Source organism: Streptomyces sp. NPDC014995 (genome assembly GCF_043080745.1).
Lineage (GTDB): Bacteria > Actinomycetota > Actinomycetes > Streptomycetales > Streptomycetaceae > Streptomyces.
In genome coordinates, this window is the sequence record NZ_JBIBVX010000005.1 from 356511 (window position 1) to 375641 (window position 19131).

General features: G+C 69.5%; 14 protein-coding genes and 1 pseudogene. 2 read left to right on the top strand and 13 right to left on the bottom strand.

Features of this window, described 5'->3' with window-relative positions; genetic code table 11:
* Nucleotides 1-6: 6 nt before the first annotated feature.
* On the bottom strand, nt 7-1476 hold the full coding sequence (locus ACF1A1_RS13335) for an aldehyde dehydrogenase family protein (protein WP_391999516.1): 1470 nt from the start codon (nt 1474-1476) through the stop codon (nt 7-9).
* 218 nt (nt 1477-1694) lie between these two features.
* Between ACF1A1_RS13335 and purU the strand changes: the two genes are divergently transcribed.
* Nucleotides 1695-2567, top strand: coding sequence for a formyltetrahydrofolate deformylase (gene purU / locus ACF1A1_RS13340; RefSeq protein ID WP_391999518.1), 873 nt, complete (start codon nt 1695-1697; stop codon nt 2565-2567).
* A gap of 95 nt (nt 2568-2662) precedes the next feature.
* On the opposite strand, the gene ACF1A1_RS13345 is transcribed toward purU, so the two are convergent.
* Genes ACF1A1_RS13345 through betA form a run of 3 tightly spaced genes read right to left on the bottom strand, consistent with a single transcriptional unit; the run spans nt 2663 to nt 5779 of the window.
* Nucleotides 2663-3256, bottom strand: a complete 594-nt coding sequence (locus ACF1A1_RS13345) for an alpha/beta fold hydrolase (RefSeq protein WP_391999519.1) — start codon at nt 3254-3256, stop codon at nt 2663-2665.
* A gap of 12 nt (nt 3257-3268) precedes the next feature.
* Nucleotides 3269-4105, bottom strand: a complete 837-nt coding sequence (locus ACF1A1_RS13350; RefSeq protein ID WP_391999521.1) for a 5,10-methylenetetrahydrofolate reductase — start codon at nt 4103-4105, stop codon at nt 3269-3271.
* 3 nt (nt 4106-4108) lie between these two features.
* Complete coding sequence (gene betA / locus ACF1A1_RS13355) at nt 4109-5779, bottom strand: choline dehydrogenase (protein ID WP_391999523.1); 1671 nt, start codon at nt 5777-5779, stop codon at nt 4109-4111.
* A 202-nt stretch (nt 5780-5981) separates the two neighbouring features.
* On the opposite strand from betA, the gene ACF1A1_RS13360 reads away from it, so the two are divergent.
* Nucleotides 5982-6728 (top strand): IclR family transcriptional regulator, encoded by a 747-nt coding sequence (locus ACF1A1_RS13360; protein WP_391999636.1) that lies wholly within the window; start codon nt 5982-5984, stop codon nt 6726-6728.
* A 1-nt stretch (nt 6729) separates the two neighbouring features.
* Here the strand turns inward: ACF1A1_RS13360 and ACF1A1_RS13365 are convergent, their stop codons facing one another.
* From ACF1A1_RS13365 to ACF1A1_RS13405, 9 genes and pseudogenes are all read right to left on the bottom strand, one after another.
* Nucleotides 6730-7860, bottom strand: a complete 1131-nt coding sequence (locus ACF1A1_RS13365) for an aromatic ring-hydroxylating dioxygenase subunit alpha (protein WP_391999524.1) — start codon at nt 7858-7860, stop codon at nt 6730-6732.
* A gap of 132 nt (nt 7861-7992) precedes the next feature.
* The gene (locus tag ACF1A1_RS13370; protein ID WP_391999525.1) at nt 7993-9168 is read right to left on the bottom strand and encodes an NAD(P)/FAD-dependent oxidoreductase; all 1176 of its coding nucleotides are present in this window, start codon (nt 9166-9168) and stop codon (nt 7993-7995) included.
* Complete coding sequence (locus tag ACF1A1_RS13375; RefSeq protein ID WP_391999527.1) at nt 9165-9527, bottom strand: bifunctional 3-phenylpropionate/cinnamic acid dioxygenase ferredoxin subunit; 363 nt, start codon at nt 9525-9527, stop codon at nt 9165-9167. The genes ACF1A1_RS13370 and ACF1A1_RS13375 overlap by 4 nt, the downstream gene beginning before the upstream one ends.
* Nucleotides 9528-9742: 215 nt before the next feature.
* On the bottom strand, nt 9743-10372 hold the full coding sequence (locus ACF1A1_RS13380) for an MBL fold metallo-hydrolase (RefSeq protein ID WP_391999529.1): 630 nt from the start codon (nt 10370-10372) through the stop codon (nt 9743-9745).
* Nucleotides 10372-11457, bottom strand: coding sequence for an S-(hydroxymethyl)mycothiol dehydrogenase (locus tag ACF1A1_RS13385; protein WP_391999531.1), 1086 nt, complete (start codon nt 11455-11457; stop codon nt 10372-10374). The genes ACF1A1_RS13380 and ACF1A1_RS13385 overlap by 1 nt, the downstream gene beginning before the upstream one ends.
* Nucleotides 11458-11688: 231 nt before the next feature.
* Nucleotides 11689-13458 carry a BCCT family transporter gene (locus ACF1A1_RS13390; protein WP_391999533.1) on the bottom strand — a complete coding sequence of 590 codons (1770 nt, stop codon included), beginning with the start codon at nt 13456-13458 and terminating at the stop codon, nt 11689-11691.
* 265 nt (nt 13459-13723) lie between these two features.
* A pseudogene (locus ACF1A1_RS13395) lies at nt 13724-14661 on the bottom strand (chorismate-binding protein).
* A gap of 67 nt (nt 14662-14728) precedes the next feature.
* On the bottom strand, nt 14729-17029 hold the full coding sequence (locus tag ACF1A1_RS13400) for an FdhF/YdeP family oxidoreductase (protein WP_391999534.1): 2301 nt from the start codon (nt 17027-17029) through the stop codon (nt 14729-14731).
* Between the two features lie 606 nt (nt 17030-17635).
* Nucleotides 17636-19129, bottom strand: a complete 1494-nt coding sequence (locus tag ACF1A1_RS13405) for a tryptophan 7-halogenase (protein ID WP_391999637.1) — start codon at nt 19127-19129, stop codon at nt 17636-17638.
* Nucleotides 19130-19131: the final 2 nt, after the last annotated feature.

Sequence of the window (19131 nt, forward strand, 5' to 3'; positions counted from 1 at the left end):
CGGCGTTCAGCCGCGGAACCAGTGCTGCGGCCGGGGTTGGATGTTCTGCCAGATGTGTTTGGGCTCTCGGTACTCGTCCAGGCCGGTCGGTCCCAGCTCCCGGCCGACGCCCGAGTGTCCGAAGCCACCCCATTCCGCTTGCGGCACGTAGGGGTGGTAGTCGTTGATCCAGACCGTGCCGTGGCGCAGCCGCCGGGCGACCCGCTGGGCCTTGCCGGCGTCCTGTGTCCAGACGGCTCCGGCGAGTCCGTACTCGGTGTCGTTGGCGATGCGCACGGCGTCGTCCTCGTCGGTGAAGCGCTCCACGGTGAGGACGGGCCCGAAGGACTCCTCGTGCACGACGCGCATGTCCTGCCGGCATTCGTCGAGGACGGTCGGCGGGTAGTAGTAGCCGTTGGCGAGGGCCGGGTCTGCGGGCCGTTCGCCGCCGCAGCGCAGTACGGCGCCTTCGGCGAGGCCGGCCGCGACGTACGCCTCGACCTTCTCCCGGTGCAGGGCGGAGATCAGTGCTCCGGTCTCGGCCTCGGGGTCGAAGGGTCCGCCGAGGCGGATCCGCCGGGCACGGCGGACGACCTCGTCGACGAAGGCGTCATGCAGGGAGTCCTCGACGATCAGGCGGGCCCCGGCGGAACAGACCTGTCCCGAGTGCAGGAAGACGGCCGTGAGAGCGAAGTCCACGGCCGTCTCGAAGTCGGCGTCGGCGAAGACGACGTTGGGGTTCTTTCCGCCGAGCTCCAGCGCGACCTTCTTCACGGTCGCGGCGGCGGTGGCCATGATGCGCTTGCCGGTCTCGAGACCTCCGGTGAAGGAGACCATGTCGACGGCCGGGTCCTCGGACAGGGGGGCGCCCACCTCGGCCCCCGTGCCCAGGACGAGATTGGCCGCACCGGCCGGGAGCCCGGCCTCCTCCAGTGCCCTCATCAGCAGGATCGAGGTGGAGGGGGTGAGCTCGCTGGGCTTGAGGACGATCGTGTTGCCCGCGAGGAGCGCCGGGGCGACCTTCCAACTGGCCTGCAGCAGCGGGTAGTTCCAAGGAGTGATCAGTCCGCACACCCCGACCGGCTCGTACTCGACACGACTGACGGCGTCGTCCCGGCCCGTGTCGATCACCCGGCCGGCGCCCGTGCCGCCGAGCCCGCCGTAGTACCGGAAGCAGGAGACGACGTCGGCGATGTCGTACTCGCTCTCCACCAGCCGCTTGCCGGTGTCCAGGGACTCGGCGCGGGCGAATTCCTTGGCGCCGCGCTCGATCAGGTCGGCGGTGCGCAGCAGCAGCGCGCCGCGCTCCCGCTCGGAGGTGTGCGGCCAGGGCCCCTCGTCGAAGGCCCGGCGGGCTGCGGCGATCGCCGCCTCGGTGTCGGGACGCGTCCCTTCCGATACGGTCGCCGCGAGCGTGCCGTCAGCGGGACATCGGATCTCCCGGTGCCCGCCGACCACCGGATCCCGCCATTCGCCATCCACGTACAGGTCTGCCACGCGCCGAGCCTTTCAACCGAAATTCGTTGCGCATCGTGCACCCGATTGCTTGTGGTGGAACACCCTGGCGAATGTCCAGACAGACGTCAAGAGGTTGACCGATGGCGATTTGACCATGCGATCACTTGCCCGGCCACCCTTGACCGCAAGCGTCGACCCGCCGACCATGTTGCGTATCGCCCACCATGTTGTGTATTACGCACCGACGGAGGCCGTTCATGTCCCCTCGACCGCAACCTGGCCGTGAGTACGTCCTCACCCTCTCCTGTCCCGACAGCGCCGGACTGGTCCACGCAGTGAGCGGCTTTCTCGTCAGGAACTCCGGCAACATCCTGGAGAGCCAGCAGTTCGACGATCGGCTCCAGGGCCGCTTCTTCATGAGGGTCCACTTCGACGTTTCCGATCCGAACGCCGGTCTGGAACAACTGCGTTACCGGTTCGGCCCGGTGGCCCAGGCCTACGGCATCTCCTGGACCCTGAGGGAGGCCGCCACACCGACCCGGACACTGATCATGGTGTCCAAGTTCGGCCACTGCCTGAACGACCTGCTCTTCCGCCGCCGCACCGGCGCCCTCAACATCGAGATTCCGGCGATCGTCTCCAACCACCGGGACTTCGAGGGACTCGCGGAGACGTACGGCATCCCCTTCCACCACGTCCCGGTGACCAAGGAGACCAAGCCCGAGGCCGAGGCCCGGCTGCTGGAACTCGTGCACGAGCTGGACGTCGACCTGGTGGTGCTGGCCCGCTACATGCAGATCCTCTCCGACGACCTCTGCAAGCAGCTCGAGGGCCGCGCCATCAACATCCACCACTCCTTCCTCCCCAGCTTCAAGGGCGCACGCCCCTACGAGCAGGCCTACCGGCGCGGAGTGAAGCTCGTCGGCGCGACGGCGCACTATGTGACACCGGACCTGGACGAGGGCCAGATCATCGAGCAGGACGTGGTCCGGGTGGACCATTCCCTCGACCCCGGCGACCTGGTCACGGTCGGACGGGACGTCGAGGCACAGGTGCTCGCGCACGCGGTGAAGTGGCACAGCGAGAGCCGCGTGATGGTGGACGGCAACCGCACGGTGGTCTTCCGCTGAGCCGCACGCACACAGGGGCGGGACCGGATTGCGGTCCCGCCCCCGTCGTATGTCCCGCCCTCACCGTATACGGCCCCGGGCGTACCGCCGGGCGGTCACCGCGGCTGCTGGAGGAAGGCGACGAGGGCCGCCGTGAGCTCCGCGGGGGCGTCCTCCTGGACGAGGTGACCCGCGCCGGCGATCGGTTCGAAGCGCGCGCCGGGGACAAGAACGGCGAGCTCGCGCCCCTTCGCCACCGGGATCCAGGTGTCGTCCTCGCCCCAGCAGACGAGCGTGGGGTCGCCGATCCCGCCGTACCGGCTCTGGATCTCGTCGGTGCACCGCTGGTCGGCCTGGGAGATCTGCCGGTAGAAGGCCGCCTGGCCGGGGCCGTCCAGCCAGGGGGCGACGAGCCGGTCGAGCACCGCGGGATGCAGGCCCGGACTGCCGGCGGAACCGACGTACTCACGCACCAGGGCACGGAGGAGTGCGGGCGGTAACCGCTCGAAGACGTGAGGCATGTCCCAGGCGAACACCTGATGGTCGCGGGCGAGCGAACGGGCGACGGCACGACAGACGTACGACGAGAAGGGCGTCCCGCGGTAGGGGACGACCGGTGGTCGGCCGGGCGGGCCCAGCCGGTCCCAGCGGATGTCACCGGACGTGCCGGTGAAGGTTCGGGTCAGCTTCCAGTCCGTGTCCCGTGCCATCCTTCTCCAGGTTCAGCCGCCCAGCCGGTCCAGCAGCGCGCGACGCCACCGCTCCGTCTCGGCGATCTGGTTGAACGTGAACAGGTGCAGGCCGGCCACCCCCGCCGAGGGTGCGGTGAGCGCCTCCTGCGTGCGGGTCAGCAGCCTCTCGGGGGCATACCCACCGGGTGCCGCGAAGCGCACGAACCAGGAGGCGTGCTTGGCCAGGAAGCGCGTCGACTCCCCCACCCCGATCTTCGTGGCCATCGCCAGCAGCTTGGCCCGCTGCACGGGACCGGCGACACCCACGTACAGGGGCAGGGTGACGTCCCGCCGCCGGATGCGCACGATCCACTCCCCCAGCACCCGTGGGTCGAAGCAGAGGTTGCTCACGAGGTACGTGGCGTGCTCGCGCTTGTCCCACATCGCCTGGATGGTGACGTCGTCGTGGATGAGGGGATGGCTCTCGGGGTAGCCGGTGACGCCGACGTGCGCGAAGGGCCTGCCCAGTTCGCTGAGCCTGCGCAGCACCGGCAGCGCCCCGTCGTAGACCCCGGCGGGCGGGTCGGCGTCGCCCGCCGGGACGAAGACGTCGTCCACGCCCGCCTCGCGCAGCCGGCCCGCGACCTCCTTGAGGTGCAGGTCGTCCCGCAGCAGCCGCGCCGGCACGTGCGGGACGACCCGGTAACCGTGCGCGGCGAGCCGGCCGGTCAGGTCGAGGGTCGGTTCCAGGCCCTTGACCGGCGACGCCGTCACGGTGACGACGACGTCGCGCGGGACGTGGGCGAGGACCTTGTCCTCGGTCGCCTTCGCGGGCAGCACCTCGTAGCGGACGCTGTCCAGCAGCGCCCGGAGCCCTGCGGTGCCCAACGCCTACCCCGTCTGCTTCTGGGCGTCGCGGTGGCGGTAGTACGCGGCCTTCGACGGCTCAAGCGGCTGCTTGCCGAGGATCAGGTCGGCCGCCTTCTCGGCGATCATCATGACGGGAGCGTAGATGTTGCCGTTGGTGACGTAGGGCATGACGGACGCGTCCACCACGCGCAGGCCCTCCGTGCCGTGCACCCGCATGCTGGTCGGGTCGACGACGGACATCTCGTCGGTGCCCATCTTGCAGGTGCAGGACGGATGCAGGGCGGTCTCACCCTCCTTGGCGACCCAGGCGAGGATCTCCTCGTCCGTCTCCACCGACGGTCCCGGTGAGACCTCCCCGCCGTTGTACGGGGCGAGTGCGGGCTGGTTGAGGAGCTTGCGGGCCACCCGGATCGCCTCGACCCATTCGCGGCGATCCTGCTCGGTGGAGAGGTAGTTGAAGCGCAGCGCCGGGTGCTGGCGCGGGTCCTTGCTCTTGATCTTCACCGAGCCGATGGCGTCCGAGTACATGGGCCCGACGTGGACCTGGTAGCCGTGGTCGCCGGCGGGTGATGAGCCGTCGTAGCGGACCGCGACGGGCAGGAAGTGGAACATCAGGTTGGGGTAGTCGACGTCCTCGTTGCTGCGGGCGAAGCCGCCGGCCTCGAAGTGGTTGGTCGCCGCCGGACCCTTCCTGAACAGCCACTGCAGGCCGATGAAGGGGGCGCGCCACTTCGCCATGTACGGCTGCATGGAGACGGGCTGCTTGCAGGCGTACTGGACGTAGACCTCCAAGTGGTCCTGCATGTTCTCGCCGACGCCCGGGAGGTCGTGGACGACGTCGATGCCGAGGGCACGCAGTTCCTGGGCGTTGCCGACGCCGGAGAGCTGCAGCAGCTGCGGGGAGTTGATGGCGCCGCCGCAGAGGATGACTTCCCGGGCACGGACCTGCTGGAGGGCGCCCCGGCCGCGCTGGAACTCGACACCCACGGCGCGCTTGCCCTCGAAGAGGACGCGCGTGACGAGGGCGCGCGTCCTGACGGTGAGGTTCGGCCGCTTCATCGCGGGCTTGAGGTACGCCTTCGAGGCCGACAGCCGACGTCCGCGATGGACATTCCGGTCGAACTTGGCGAAGCCCTCCTGCCGGTAGCCGTTGATGTCGTCCGTGGGGGCATAACCCGCCTCCTGCGTGGCCTTGAGGAAGGCGCTGAAGAGGGGATTGGTGGCCGGACCGCGTTCGAGCACGAGCGGGCCGTCGTGACCGCGGAACTCGTCGTCCGGGTCGGCCGCCAGACAGTTCTCCATCCGGCGGAAATACGGCAGACAGTGGGAGTAGTCCCAGGTCTCCATGCCCGGGTCGGCCGCCCAGCGCTCGTAGTCCATCGGATTGCCGCGCTGGAAGATCATGCCGTTGATGCTGCTGGAGCCGCCCAGCACCTTGCCCCGGGCGTGATAGATGCGCCGGCCGCCCATGTGGGGCTCGGGCTCGGACTCGTACTTCCAGTCGTAGAACCGGCTGCCGATCGGGTAGGTCAGCGCCGCGGGCATGTGGATGAACACATCCCACGGGTAGTCCGACCGGCCGGCCTCCAGGACCAGCACTCGGTTGGCCGGGTCGGCGGAGAGTCTGTTCGCCAGTGCACTGCCGGCCGAACCACCACCGACGATGACGAAGTCGTACTGCACAGGAGCCATGGTGCCTCGTCTCGCTCGCGCCGTAGATGTGCGAGGCATGCTAGACCCGGTCGCGTTATACGCACCAGGTTGCGAAGCACGCAACTTCCAACATCTTGGTTTCGGTGCTGTTACTTGCAGGTGCGTTGTTTACTACGCGTATAGTTTTACTGTGAGCAACTACAGCCCTGATACAGAAGCGTCGAATTCGCAGGCCGGCGGCGTGCAGTCGGTGGACCGCGCCATCAGCGTCCTGGAGATCCTCGCCCAGCGTGGCGAGGCGGGCGTCAGCGAGGTGGCGGGCGAGATCGACGTCCACAAGTCCACCGCCTTCCGCCTGCTCGGTGCCCTGGAGGCGCGCGGCCTGGTGGAGCAGGCCGGCGAGCGCGGCAAGTACCGGCTGGGCTTCGGCATCGTCCGCCTGGCCGGCGCGGTCACCGGCCGCATCGACATCACCCAGCAGGGCCGCCCGGTCTGCGAGCGCCTCGCCGAGGAGATCGGCGAGACGGTCAACATCGCCGTCATGCAGGAGCACTACGCGATCAACCTGTACCAGGTGCGCGGCCCGGGCGCGGTCACCGCGCACAACTGGGTCGGCCAGCTGACCCCGCTGCACGCCACATCGAGCGGGAAGATCCTGCTGGCCCATCTGCCCGCGAAGGAGCGCGCCGCGCTGCTGGCCACCGCCGGCATGAAGAAGGTCACCCCGCACACCATCACCGCGAAGACGAAGCTCGAGAAGAACCTCGCCGAGGCGCGGGAGCGGGGCTACGCCTTCACCCTGGAGGAGCTGGAGCTCGGTCTGCACGCCATGGCCGCGCCGGTCCGCAACCAGGACGGCGAGGTCATCGCGGCACTCAGCGCGTCCGGGCCCTCCTACCGGTTCACCGAGGAGCGTCTGCACGAGCTCGCCCCGGTGCTGCGCAAGGGCGGCGAGGAGATCAGCCACCGGATGGGCTACCTGGGCTGAGTCACCCCTGGACGGTGCCCAGGCGCTCGCTGACCCAGTCGTGGAAAGCGCCGATGTGGTGCTCGCTGGGCACCAGCACGCCGCCCTTGGCGTACATCCGGGAGCTCATGCCGGGCTGCGTGCGCTCGCAGGCATCGAAGTCCTGCTGGTTGACGCGGTGGAAGAGTTCCACGGACCGGCTGACGTCCTTGCCGCTCTCGACGACATGCGGCAGATACAGCCAGTCGCACTCGACGATCGTGCGGTCCACGGACACCGGGTACATCCGGTGGAAGATCACATGGTCGGGCACGAGATTGATGAACACCTGGGGCCTGACGGTGATCGCGTAGTAACGGCGGTCCTGGTTCTCGGCGACGCCAGGGATGCGGTCGAGGCCCTCGGAGCCGTCCACGGTGAAGCCCTGGACGTCCTCACCGAACTCCGCGCCGTGGCCCACGTAGTACTGGGCGGCGTAACCGTCCGCGAACTCCGGGAGTACGTCGGTGAGTTCGGGGTGGATCGTGGCGCAGTGGTAGCACTCCATGAAGTTCTCGATGATGAGCTTCCAGTTGGACTTCACGTCGTACGTGATGCGCTTGCCGACGGAGAGGTTCTCGATGGCGTAGCGCTCGATCGACTCGACGTCGCCGAGGCGGGCGACGACCTCGCCGATGACGTCCTCCTCGAAGGAGGGCGGGTTCTCGGCGAGACAGACCCAGACATAGCCGAGCCATTCGCGTACGGCCACGCTCACCAGGCCGTACTCGGTACGGCCGACGTCGGGCATCTTCGTGAGGTTGGGCGCCGCGACGAGCTTGCCGTTCAGGTCGTACGTCCAGGCGTGGTAAGGGCACTGGAAGGCCCGCTTGACCTCACCGGTCTCCTCGGTGCAGAGCTTGGCCCCGCGGTGCCGGCACACGTTGAAGTACGCACGGATGGAGTTGTCCCGCGCCCGCGTGACGAGGATGCTCTCGCGGCCCACGTCGACGGTGCGGAAGGCACCGGGCTTCGCCAACTCGCAGGCGCGCGCCACGCACAACCACATGGTCTCGAATATGCGCTCCTGCTCCTGGGCGAAGATCCCCGGGTCCGTGTAGGCGGAGCCGGGGAGGGTGGCGATCAGGCTGTCCGGCAGGCTGGTCGAGGTCACGGTGCACTCCTCGGGAGAACGTCGTGGAGGGGTCATTCACGCGCCGGTAAGAGCGACTCCCGGACGGCGTTGTGTATGGAGCAACGCTGCGTACCATGTGCAACCGCAGCATGGGATGCCGCTGGGGCGGTGTCAAGATGCGGGCGGTGACGCGGTGGCGGCGAGTTGCTTGCGCCAGCGCGTGAACAGCCGGGGCTGGTTCATCCCGAGCACGGCGACCGGGTCCCCGGCCCGCCGGTAGACGGCCAGGACGTCGCGGTCGTCCGCGGCGCCCGCCTCGATGGACACGCTGTCCGCGCCGCCCGCGTGACCGGCGAACTGGATCTTCACGCCGTACTGGTCGGACCAGAAGTACGGCGGCCGGGGCACCCCCGGCTCCACCGCGCCGGCCGCCAGCAGCGTGGCGATCGCGGCGTCGGGGCGCTCGCGCGCGCCGGTCCAGTGTTCGACGCGGCGATGGAAACCCGCGCGCGGGTCGTACCAGTTGGCGCAGTCGCCGACCGCGACCACGCCGGCCAGGCTGGTGCGGCCGTCGGCGCCGCACTTGACGCCGTTGTCGAGTGCGATGCCGGAGCCTTCCAGCCACTCGACGTTCGGACGTGCGCCCACCCCGACCACGACGATGTCGGCGGGGATGCTGCGGCCGTCCTCCAGCAGGACGGCGTCGACGCGTGTCTCCCCGCTCAGCCCCTTGACGCCCACGCCGCACTCCAGCCGTACGCCATGGTCGGCGTGGAGGGCGCACACGACAGCACCCATGGCCTCGCCGAGCGGTCCGGCGAGCGGTGTCGGGGCCGCCTCCACGACGGTCACATCGAGTCCGAGGGCGTACGCGGTCGAGGCGACCTCGGCGCCGATGAATCCGCCGCCGATCACCACCAGGCGTCCGCCGCGGACCAGTTCGTCCCGCAAGGCGCGGGCGTCGTCCAGAGTGCGCAGCGTGTGCACTCCGGCCAGCCCCTCGGAGCCGGGCAGGGTGCGCGCTGCGGCGCCGGTCGCGATGACGACCCCGTCGGCCTGCACCTGCCGTCCGTCGCCGAGCCGGACGGCACGCCGCGCGTGGTCGAGTCCGGTGGCACGGACGCCGAGCAGCCACTCCGCCCCGAGGTCCTCGCCATCGGTCTCGAGGGCGAGTTCGGCCTCGCCGAGGGTGCCGGCCAGGAACGCCTTGGATAGCGGGGGCCGGTCGTACGGGCGGTGGAGTTCGTCCCCGATGAGGAAGAGCCGCCCGTCGTAGCCCTGCTTGCGCAGTGAGCGCGCCGCCGACAGGCCGGCCAGTGAGGCGCCGACCACGGCGACGGTCCTCACGCGGGACCCCCGGCGAGCCGGGCCGAGATGCAGGGCGGCAGGTTGGGCGCCTCGGTGGACACCCGGACGTAGATCACGCCGTCCTCGACGACGACCTCGTGCGTCCGGACCGGGAGCTTGGCCGGCGGAGCGTCGACCGCGCCGGTCCTCAGGTCGAACTTGGAAGCATGCAGCGGGCATTCCACCTCGCAGCCCTCCAGCCAGCCGTCGGCGAGCGACGCGTCCTGGTGGGTGCAGGTGTCGTCGATGGCGAAGAGTTCGCCGTCGTCGGTGTGGAACACCGAAACCGGCGGATCGATGTCGAGCCGGTGGGCCTCGCCTCGCGGGAGGTCCTCGAGACGGCACGCGGGAATCATCATGACACCTCGGTGCGTATAGCGAAACGGATTGCGGTAAGCGCAACATCAGTCTGGGGTCGCCCAGAACCCTTGTCAAGGCATTCAGAGGGCACTCCGAGCGGTGGATTTCGTTGCGCCACGGGAAACCTGATTCACATAGAACAACAGCAGCCCGCCGTATCGGCTCGCGATGGCCGCGAGCCGATACGGCGGGCGCTCAAGGGTCTCCGACGGCGTCAGAAGCCGCGGTCGATCCACTCCTGGAGGTGCGGGGCCTCAGCGGCGACGGTCGTCGTATCACCGTGTCCGGTGTGCACGACGGTGTCCCCAGGCAGCGTCAGCAGCCGGTCCCGGATGGAGTCGATGATGGTCGGAAAATGGCTGTACGACCGCCCTGTCGCCCCCGGCCCGCCGGCGAACAGGGTGTCGCCGCTGAAGAGCGCCTCCAGGGCCGGTGCGTAGAGGCAGACCGCCCCGGGAGCGTGACCGGGTGTGTGCAGCACGGTCAGTTCGACACCGGCCACCGTGAGGCCCTGGCCGTCGGTCAGTTCGGCGTCCGGTGCCCGGTCGGGGTGGGTCTGCTTCCACAGTGGCAGGTCGTCCGGGTGGAGGAGGACCGGGGCCCCGGTGCGGTCGGCCAGGGCGGGGGCGGCGTCGATGTGGTCGTTGTGCGCGTGGGTGCACACGATCGCGGTGAGACGCCGGCCGCCGACGGCCTGGGCAATGGTCTCGGCGTCATGTGCGGCGTCGATGACGATCGCCTCGGTGTCGTCGCCGACGATCCAGACGTTGTTGTCGACGTCCCAGGTGCCGCCGTCCAGCGAGAAGGCCCCGGAGGTGACGAGGTGTTCGATGCGGGCGGCCATCAGAGGACCACCACCGAGCGCAGCACGTCGCCGTGGTGCATCCGCTCGAAGGCCTTCTCGACCTCGTCCAGCGCGATGGTCTCCGTGACGAAGGCGTCCAGGTCCAGCCGGCCCTGGAGATAAAGGTCGATGAGCATCGGGAAGTCCCTGCTCGGCAGGCAGTCGCCGTACCAGGAGGACTTCAGGGAGCCGCCCCGGCCGAAGACGTCCAGCAGCGGCAGTTCCAGCTTCATCTCCGGGGTGGGCACACCGACCAGGACGACCGTGCCGGCGAGGTCGCGGGCGTAGAACGCCTGCTTGTACGTCTCCGGACGGCCGACCGCCTCGATGACGACGTCGGCGCCGAATCCGCCCGTCAGCTCGCGGATCGCCTCGACCGCGTCGGCGTCCTTGGAGTTGACGGTGTGGGTCGCGCCCAGCTTCCCGGCCGTGTCCAGTTTGCGGTCGTCGATGTCCACCGCGATGACCTTCGCCGCGCCCGCCAGGTTCGCCCCGGCGATCGCCGCGGCCCCGACACCGCCGCAGCCGATGACGGCGACCGAGTCACCCCGGCCCACGTTCCCGGTGTTGATGGCCGCGCCGATGCCCGCCATCACGCCGCACCCCAGCAGACCGGCGGCGGCCGCCGACGCGGTCGGGTCGACCTTGGTGCACTGCCCGGCCGCGACCAGCGTCTTCTCCGCGAACGCGCCGATGCCCAGGGCAGGAGACAGCTCGGTGCCGTCCAACAAGGTCATCTTCTGCTTCGCGTTGTGGGTGTTGAAGCAGTACCAGGGCCGCCCGCGCAGACAGGCCCGGCACTGGCCGCACACCGCACGCCAGTTGAGGACGACGAAGTCTCCGGGCGCGACGTCGGTGACCCCCTCCCCCACCGACTCCACGATCCCCGCGGCCTCGTGCCCCAGCAGGAACGGGAAATCGTCGTTGATGCCGCCCTCGCGATAGTGCAGATCGGTGTGGCAGACCCCGCAGGCCTCGATCTTCACCAGCGCCTCACCCGGTCCCGGGTCGGGCACGATGATCGTTTCCAGGCTGACGGGGGCGCCCTTGCCCCGCGCGACGACAGCACGGACCTGGTGCGTCATGGCCACTCCTCGGCTGATCGAGACGTGAATCAGATGTCCACTCGAATGTTGCTCATTACGGCACACATCTCATGTGTCGCAACACAGCATCGTGGAGTGTCGACCGGGGGTCAAGCAGCTCGACGGCGTTCTCTCAGCCGCCTCGAGAGCGGTGAAACAGCACGAACGCCCGGCGGGGCCGTGACCGCACATGCCGGTTCACGACCCCGCCGGGCGTGGGTGCCGCCCAGCTCAGCGAGTGGAGGAGGAGGTGGCTTCCGTGGCCTCCGTGGGGGGCGCAGGCTGCTCGGACTGCGCGCCCTCGGTGCCGTCGGTGGAGGTGCAGGGACCGATGCGGAGTTCGAAGTCTCCGTCGTACTTCTCGTGGCCCGCGATGACGGCCGTTTCGATGGCTTCCTTGCCCTTGCGCCCGCGGATGATGAGCGGGTCCTGGCGCAGGTCGCGGGTGAGCGCGATACACAACCCGATCATCACCAGAGTGAAGGGCGCCGCCGCGAGAATCGTGAGGTTCTGCAGCCCGGTGAGCGCGTTGCCCTTGCCGCCACCGATGAGCAGCATGATCGCGGCGACCGCCCCGGTCAGCACACCCCAGAACACCACGACGCCTCGGGACGGCTCCAGGGATCCCCGCTGCGACAGCGTCCCCATCACGATCGAGGCGGCGTCGGCGCCGGAGACGAAGAAGATACCGACGAGGATCATCACAACGATGCTCGTCACCGTGGCGATCGGGTACTGCTGGAGCACGTCGAAGAGCTGCCCCTGGGCTGTCGAGGCGTCGCTGAGGCGCTTTTCGTCCTGCAGGTGCATCGCCGAGCCGCCGAAGATCGCGAACCACAGCAGGCTGACGGTGCTGGGGACGAGGATGACCCCGCCCACGAACTGCCGGATGGTCCGGCCACGGCTGATGCGTGCGATGAACATGCCGACGAACGGCGTCCAGGAGATCCACCAGGCCCAGTAGAAGACCGTCCAGCCGGCCAGCCAGTCGGCGACTCCCTCACCGCTCGACGCCTCGGTACGCCCTGCCATCTGGGTCAGGTCGCCGAGGAAGGCGCCGATGGAGGTGGGCAACAGGTCGAGGATGAAGATGGTCGGCCCGACGAGGAAGACGAAGGCCGCCAGGGTCACCGCCAGCACCATGTTGATGTTGGACAGCCACTGGATGCCCTTGGCGATCCCGGACACCGCCGAGGCGACGAACGCCACGGTCAGCACCGCGATCACGGCGACCAGCAGGCCGGTGCCGACGGATCCCAGCCAGCCCAGTCCGGTGAAGCCGCTGCCGATCTGCAGGGCGCCGAGCCCCAGGGAGGCCGCGGAGCCGAAGAGGGTGGCGAAGATGGCGAGGATGTCGATGACCCTGCCACCCCAGCCGTTCGCCCGCCTCTCACCGATCAGTGGGGTGAACACGGCGCTGATCAGCTGCCGACGGCCGCGCCGGAAGGTGCTGTAGGCGATGGCCAGGCCCACGACCGCGTACATCGCCCACGGGTGCAGCGTCCAGTGGAAGAGGGTGGTGGCCATGGCGGTCTCCATGGCCTCGTTGACATCGGCCGGGTCGGTGCCCGGCGGTGGCGTGATGAAGTGCGACAGCGGTTCGCTGACGCCGTAGAACATCAGGCCGATGCCCATGCCCGCGCTGAACATCATCGCGATCCAGGAGACCGTGCGGAACTCGGGCTGTTCACCCTCCTTGCCCAGCGTGATCCGCCCGTACTTGCTCACCGCCAGCCAGAGGGCGAAGACGACGAAGCCCGAAGCGGCCAGGACGAAGGCCCAGCCGCCGTTTCGAATGGTCCCGTCCAGCAGCTTCCCGGACACACTCTCCAGCGTGTCGGTCGCCACGGCCCCCCACACGACGAAGGCGAGGGTGAGGGCCGCGGCGACACCGAAGACGACCGGGTCGGTGCGGGGGCGGGCGGATACCGCCGGGCTTCCCGGCAGATCCGCCTCGACGGGATGGCTTTGACTCCCGTTCCTTTCGCGGGTTTCGTTCATCAACTCGTCCTTTCCGCAGACGGCAGTGGACTCTCTGTCGCGGACGACGGATGCGCGACCGAGCAGGAGGGGAAATCGTCAGCTGTTCCGTCGTGACAAAATGGACACACCGGACCAGGTGGAGATCGGCGAGGGACGGGAGACGGAGCGACAGCGACCCGAAGAACGTTGCGAATTATGCATTGACATTCACTATGGGCAACAACAATCTGACGCCTCAGAGGGACTGTCAAGGGGCCCGTCGAGAAGAGTTGCCCAATAGCCATCAACTGATCAGCCAGTACGCAGCCGACGCCACCCCGAGCAGTCGGCGCGCCTTCAGCTGCGTCTCCGCCCATTCACGCTCGGGGTCGGAGTCCCACGTGATCCCGGCTCCCGTACCGAAGCGGAGGAACGGGCCGCCAGGAGCGGCGCGGTCGATCCAGAAGGTGCGGATACCCACCGCGAGCGCACCCGTTCCGCGGTCGGCGTCGACCCGGCCGACGCCCCCGCAGTGCGGGCCGCGGGGCGCGGTCTCCAGCGCTGCGATGATGCACAGTGCGCTGGACTTGGGGGCGCCCGTGACGGACCCGGGCGGGAAGGTGCCGGTGAGCAGTTCGGGCCATCCGGCGCCTTCGGCGAGTTCGCCGCGCACGGTGGAGACCAGGTGCACCAGACCGGGGTGTGCCTCGACGGCGCACAGCTCGGGGACGGTCACGGAGCGACCGTACGGCCGTCCCGGCGCAGAAAGAGCTCGGGCGAGGCCGTGGAGATCTCCACACCGTACGCGGGCAGGCGCACGGTGCCGGCGTACGGAGCGGGGTTGCCCCGTGCCAGTAAGGCGGTGAGGGCGTCGACGTCCGCGCGCTCCGGGTCGGGCAGCGGCGCCGACAGCACCCGGCACAGGTTGGCCTGGTAGACCTCTCCGGCCGCGATGTGCTGACGGACGCGCCGGACCCCGGTGAGGTAGGCGGCCCGGTCGAGTGAGGACGTCCAGGCGTCCGGGTCCGGGCCGCGCCACACCCCGGGCGCGGCGGCGGGCACGGGCGCACGGCGTACGTCACCGAAGCGCACGCAGACCAGGCGCCCCTCGAAGCCGGCGACCACGGCCCAGAAGCCGGTGGAGTCCAGGGCCGCGGGATCACTGGTCACGTCCCGCAGGTCGGTGGCGACGACACCGCCGAAGCGGGCCAGCGGGGCGAGGTCGTACGGGCTTCCACTCATCGGTCACCACCTTGCTGGCAGGCAACGGACGACCGGCGGACGGTCCACCCCCGCCGCCGCCACCGGATCACACGTCGCCGGAGACCCGTTCCAGCCGGACGACGATGGACTTCGACGTGGGCGTGTTGCTGATGGCCGCCGTGGAGTCCAGGGGAACGAGGACGTTGGTCTCGGGGAAGTAGGCGGCGCAGCAGCCTCGGGGAGTCGGGTACGACACGGTCCGGAAGGCCGGTGCCCTGCGCTCCACGCCGTCGCCGTACTCGCTGACGATGTCGACCGTGTCCCCGTCGGCGAGGCCTCGCTCGGTGAGGTCGTCGGGGTGCAGGAAGAGGACCCGGCGGCCCTGGTGGATGCCGCGGTAGCGGTCATCCAGGCCGTAGATGGTGGTGTTGTACTGGTCGTGGGAGCGCAGCGTCTGGAGCAGCAGCCGGCCCGGCGGGACCTTGGGGCTCTCCAGCAGGTTGACGGTGAAGTTGGCCAGCCCGGTGGCGGTCGTGAACCGACGCTCGTCGCGGGGCGGGTGGGGCAGGGCGAACCCGCCCGGCCGCCGCACGCGGGCGTTGAAGTCCTCGAAGCCGGGGATCACGCGTTCGATGCGGTCACGGATGCGGTCGTAGTGCCCCTCGAAGTCCTCCCACGGAGCCTGCGGGCCTGCGTCCCCGAGGGCGGCGCGTGCCATCCGGCAGATGATCGCGACCTCGCTCAGCAGGTGCTCGGACGCGGGCGCGAGCCGTCCTCGCGAGAGGTGCACCATGCCCATGGAGTCCTCCACCGTGACCAGCTGTGGTCCGCTCGGCCGCAGGTCGGCCTCGGTCCGGCCGAGGCACGGCAGGATGAGGGCCTGCTCCCCGGCGATGACATGCGAGCGGTTCAGCTTGGTGGAGATCTGGACGGTGAGCCGGCACCTGCGCAGCGCCTGCTCGGTCAGGTCGGTGTCGGGGGCCGCGGCGACGAAGTTGCCGCCCAGGGCGACGAAGACCTTCACGTCCCCGTCGCGCATCGCGCGGATGCTGTTGACCGCGTCATGGCCGTGGCGTCGGGGCGGCGTGAAGACGAACTCGGCGCCGAGCCGGTCCAGGAACGCGTCGTCCGGCTTCTCGTAGATGCCCATCGTGCGGTCGCCCTGCACGTTGGAGTGGCCGCGCACCGGGCAGAGGCCGGCGCCCGGGCGGCCGATGTTGCCGCGCAGCAGAAGGAAGTTGACGACGTCCCGGATGGTCGGCACGGAGTGCTTGTGCTGGGTGAGCCCCATCGCCCAGCAGACGACGATCTTCTCGGCGGCAAGCACCTGGCCGAACGCTTCCCAGATCTCCTCCTCGGGCAGGCCGGTGGCCTCAAGGATCTCGTCCCACGACGCCTTGCGGGCGTGCTCGGCGAACTCTTCGAAGCCGTGCGTGTACCGCTCGATGAAGGAGGTGTCCAGGATGCCGGGTGCCTCGTCCTCCGCCTCCAGCAGCATGCGGTTGAAGGCCTGGAAGAGCGCCTGGTCGCCGCCCAGCCTGATCTGGAGGAACTGGTCCGCCAACTTGGTCCCGCCGCCGATGACGCCGGAGGGCTTCTGGGGGTTCTTGAACCGGAGCAGGCCCGCCTCGGGCAGCGGGTTGACCGCGATGACGCGGGCACCTTGCTGCTTGGCCTTCTCCAGGGCGGAGAGCATCCGGGGGTGGTTGGTGCCCGGGTTCTGGCCGACCACGAGGATGAGATCGGCCTCGTGGAGATCCTCCAGGCTGACGCTGCCCTTGCCGATGCCGATGGTCTCCACCAGGGCCGAGCCGCTGGACTCGTGGCACATGTTGGAGCAGTCCGGCAGGTTGTTGGTGCCGAAGCCGCGGACGAAGAGCTGGTAGAGGAACGCGGCCTCGTTGCTCGCCCGCCCGGAGGTGTAGAAGGCGGCCTGGTCCGGGTGGTCGAGCGCGGCGAGTTCGCGGGCGATCAGCGCGAACGCGTCGTCCCAGGAGATCGGCTCGTAGCGGTCGGCGCCGGCCGGGCGGTACATCGGGTGGGTGAGGCGTCCCTGCTGCCCGAGCCAGTAGTCGCTGCGCGGGAGGAGATCCTCCAGAGTGTTCTCGGCGAAGAACTCCGGGGTGACCCGCCGTACCGTGGCCTCCTCGGCCACGGCCTTGGCGCCGTTCTCGCAGAACTCCGCCTTGTGCCGGTGGTCCGGTTCGGGCCAGGCGCAGCCGGGACAGTCGAAGCCCTCCTTCTGATTGACCCGGAGCAGAGTGAGCAGGCTGCGGCGGACCCCCATCTGCTCACCGGCGTGCCGCAGCGAGGAGGTGACCGCGGGGATGCCGGCGGCGTACTCCTTCGGCGGGCCGACCAGCAGACGGGCGTCGCCGGGGTCCTCAGCAGGTGGCTTGCGAGTCATCTGTAGCGCTACTCCGCGGTGTAGGGAAACCGGAGCCATACCATGACCCCAGGTTGCACATCGCACAACAGTAGCGTGATACGCAACATAAGAAGGGAAGCTTCAGAGTGGCCTCGTGTCAAGACCGAGCCGCCGCCGACAAACCGCTCCATGAAACGTCCTGGACGACGCGCATCTATAACCGAACGAAGATCGCCTCGATCACGACAACGACTGTTCCCCCTGTCGACAGGACGACCTGGGGTGGTGTCACCGGGCCCGAGAGGCGCCGTCGGAGACGCTGATAAGAGGTCTGACTACCGCCTGGCCTGGCGCAATGCCTGGCATCTCGCGGGCGGCAGGTCTGCATGACGTGGATGCACGCATACCGCGTTCAGCCATCGTCGAGAGGGAGCCGCTCTCGCGGTCATCAGCGCCCTGACGCGAGGCGGCCCTCGGCCGTCCGGCGCACCTCGAAGGTCGTGACGACCGGCGGGAGCGGCGACCGCGGCCACGTGCGATACGGCCTGGAAGCCTGGAACAACGCGGTGGAAACGCTGATCCGAGCCGACCGCAGGACGCCGCAGGAGCAGGCACATTGCGTCCGGCGCCGATCTGTCTGCGCCCCTACGACTCAGGTTCGACCCAGCTCAGTCCGTCCTCCGACGCCACCAGTCCGCCGGGCCGCAGAGGTGCCTCCTCCTCCAGCGGTCCGCCGAACAGCCCGCGTTCCTGAAGGACGGTCCCCTCCTGGAACACCTGTCGGAAGCTCTCGGACTCGTAGAGCGGATTGCGCAGGTCGTCGGCGTCGGGGAGGCGGCGTACGGCACGCTCGAAGTCGTCGGCGACTGCTGTCAGCCGTGCGCCCGCCGGCCCGCCCCCGGTGAGCGAGGCGTCGCCGGAGGCCAGACCACCCACCAGCTCGACGAACGCCTCGAGTTCCGTCGTGCCGACGTTGGTGACCTTGCGCGCCTTCCAGAAGTACGACCGTTCGTCCTGGTGCATGTCGTAGAAGGAGACCAGGAACTCGTGGAACAGGCCGTACTCGTGCCGGTAGCGGGCCTCGAACTCGGCGAACAGCCGGTCCTCGTCCAGGGTCCGGGCGAGACGGCCGTTGATGGACCGGGCGGCGAGCAGCGCGCCGTAGGTCGCGAGGTGGACTCCGCTGGACAGCACCGGATCGACGAAGCACGCCGCATCTCCGACGAGCACCATGCCGGGCCGCCACAGCCGTGACTTCCCGTACGACCAGTCCTTGCGGACGCGGACCTGGTCGTACGGGACTTCCGTGGCCTGCGGGACGCCGTCGAGGAAGCCGCGTACCTCCGGGCAGGCGTCGATGAGGCGGCGCCAGGCGGTCGCCGGGTCCCGCTGGATCGCCTCGGCGTTCTCGCGGGCGACCACTGCTCCGACGCTGGTCAGGTCGTCCCGGAGCGGGATGTACCAGATCCAGCCCTCGTCGAAGGCGGCGCAGAAGATGTTGCCGTCGTTCGGTGCCGGGAGCCGCGCGCCGCCGGCGAAGTAACCGAACACCGCGATGTTGCGGAAGAAGTCGGAGTAGGTCCGCTTCCCGCCGACGTGCGTGTGGATCCTGCTGCCGTTGCCGGAGGCGTCCACGACGTACCGGGCGCCGGCCTCGCGGCTCTCGCCGTCGGGTCCGGTCCAGCGCACTCCGCGGACCCGCTCCTCGTCGGCGATCACGCCGGTCACACGGCAGCCCTCCCGTACGTCCACGCCGACCCGGCGGGCGTTGTCGAGGAGGATCGCGTCGAACCGGGACCGCTCGACCTGGTAGGCGAACGAGGTCGGGTCGGCCAGCCGGGGCGACAGCGCGAAGGAGAACTGCCAGGCGTCCCGGTTCCGGCCCCAGCGGAAGGTGCCGCCGCGCTTCGGCTTGAAGCCCGCGTCGGCCATCTCGCCCTCGACGCCGAGGATCCGGCACACACCGTGCACGGTGGAGGGGAGCAGGGACTCGCCGATCTGGTACCGGGGGAAGGTCTCCTTCTCCAGGAGGAGGACCCGATGGCCGCGCAGGGCGACGGCCGCCGAGACGGTGGCCCCCGCCGGGCCGCCGCCGACCACGATGACGTCGAAGTGCTGCGCGGGCTTGTCGGACCTCACGG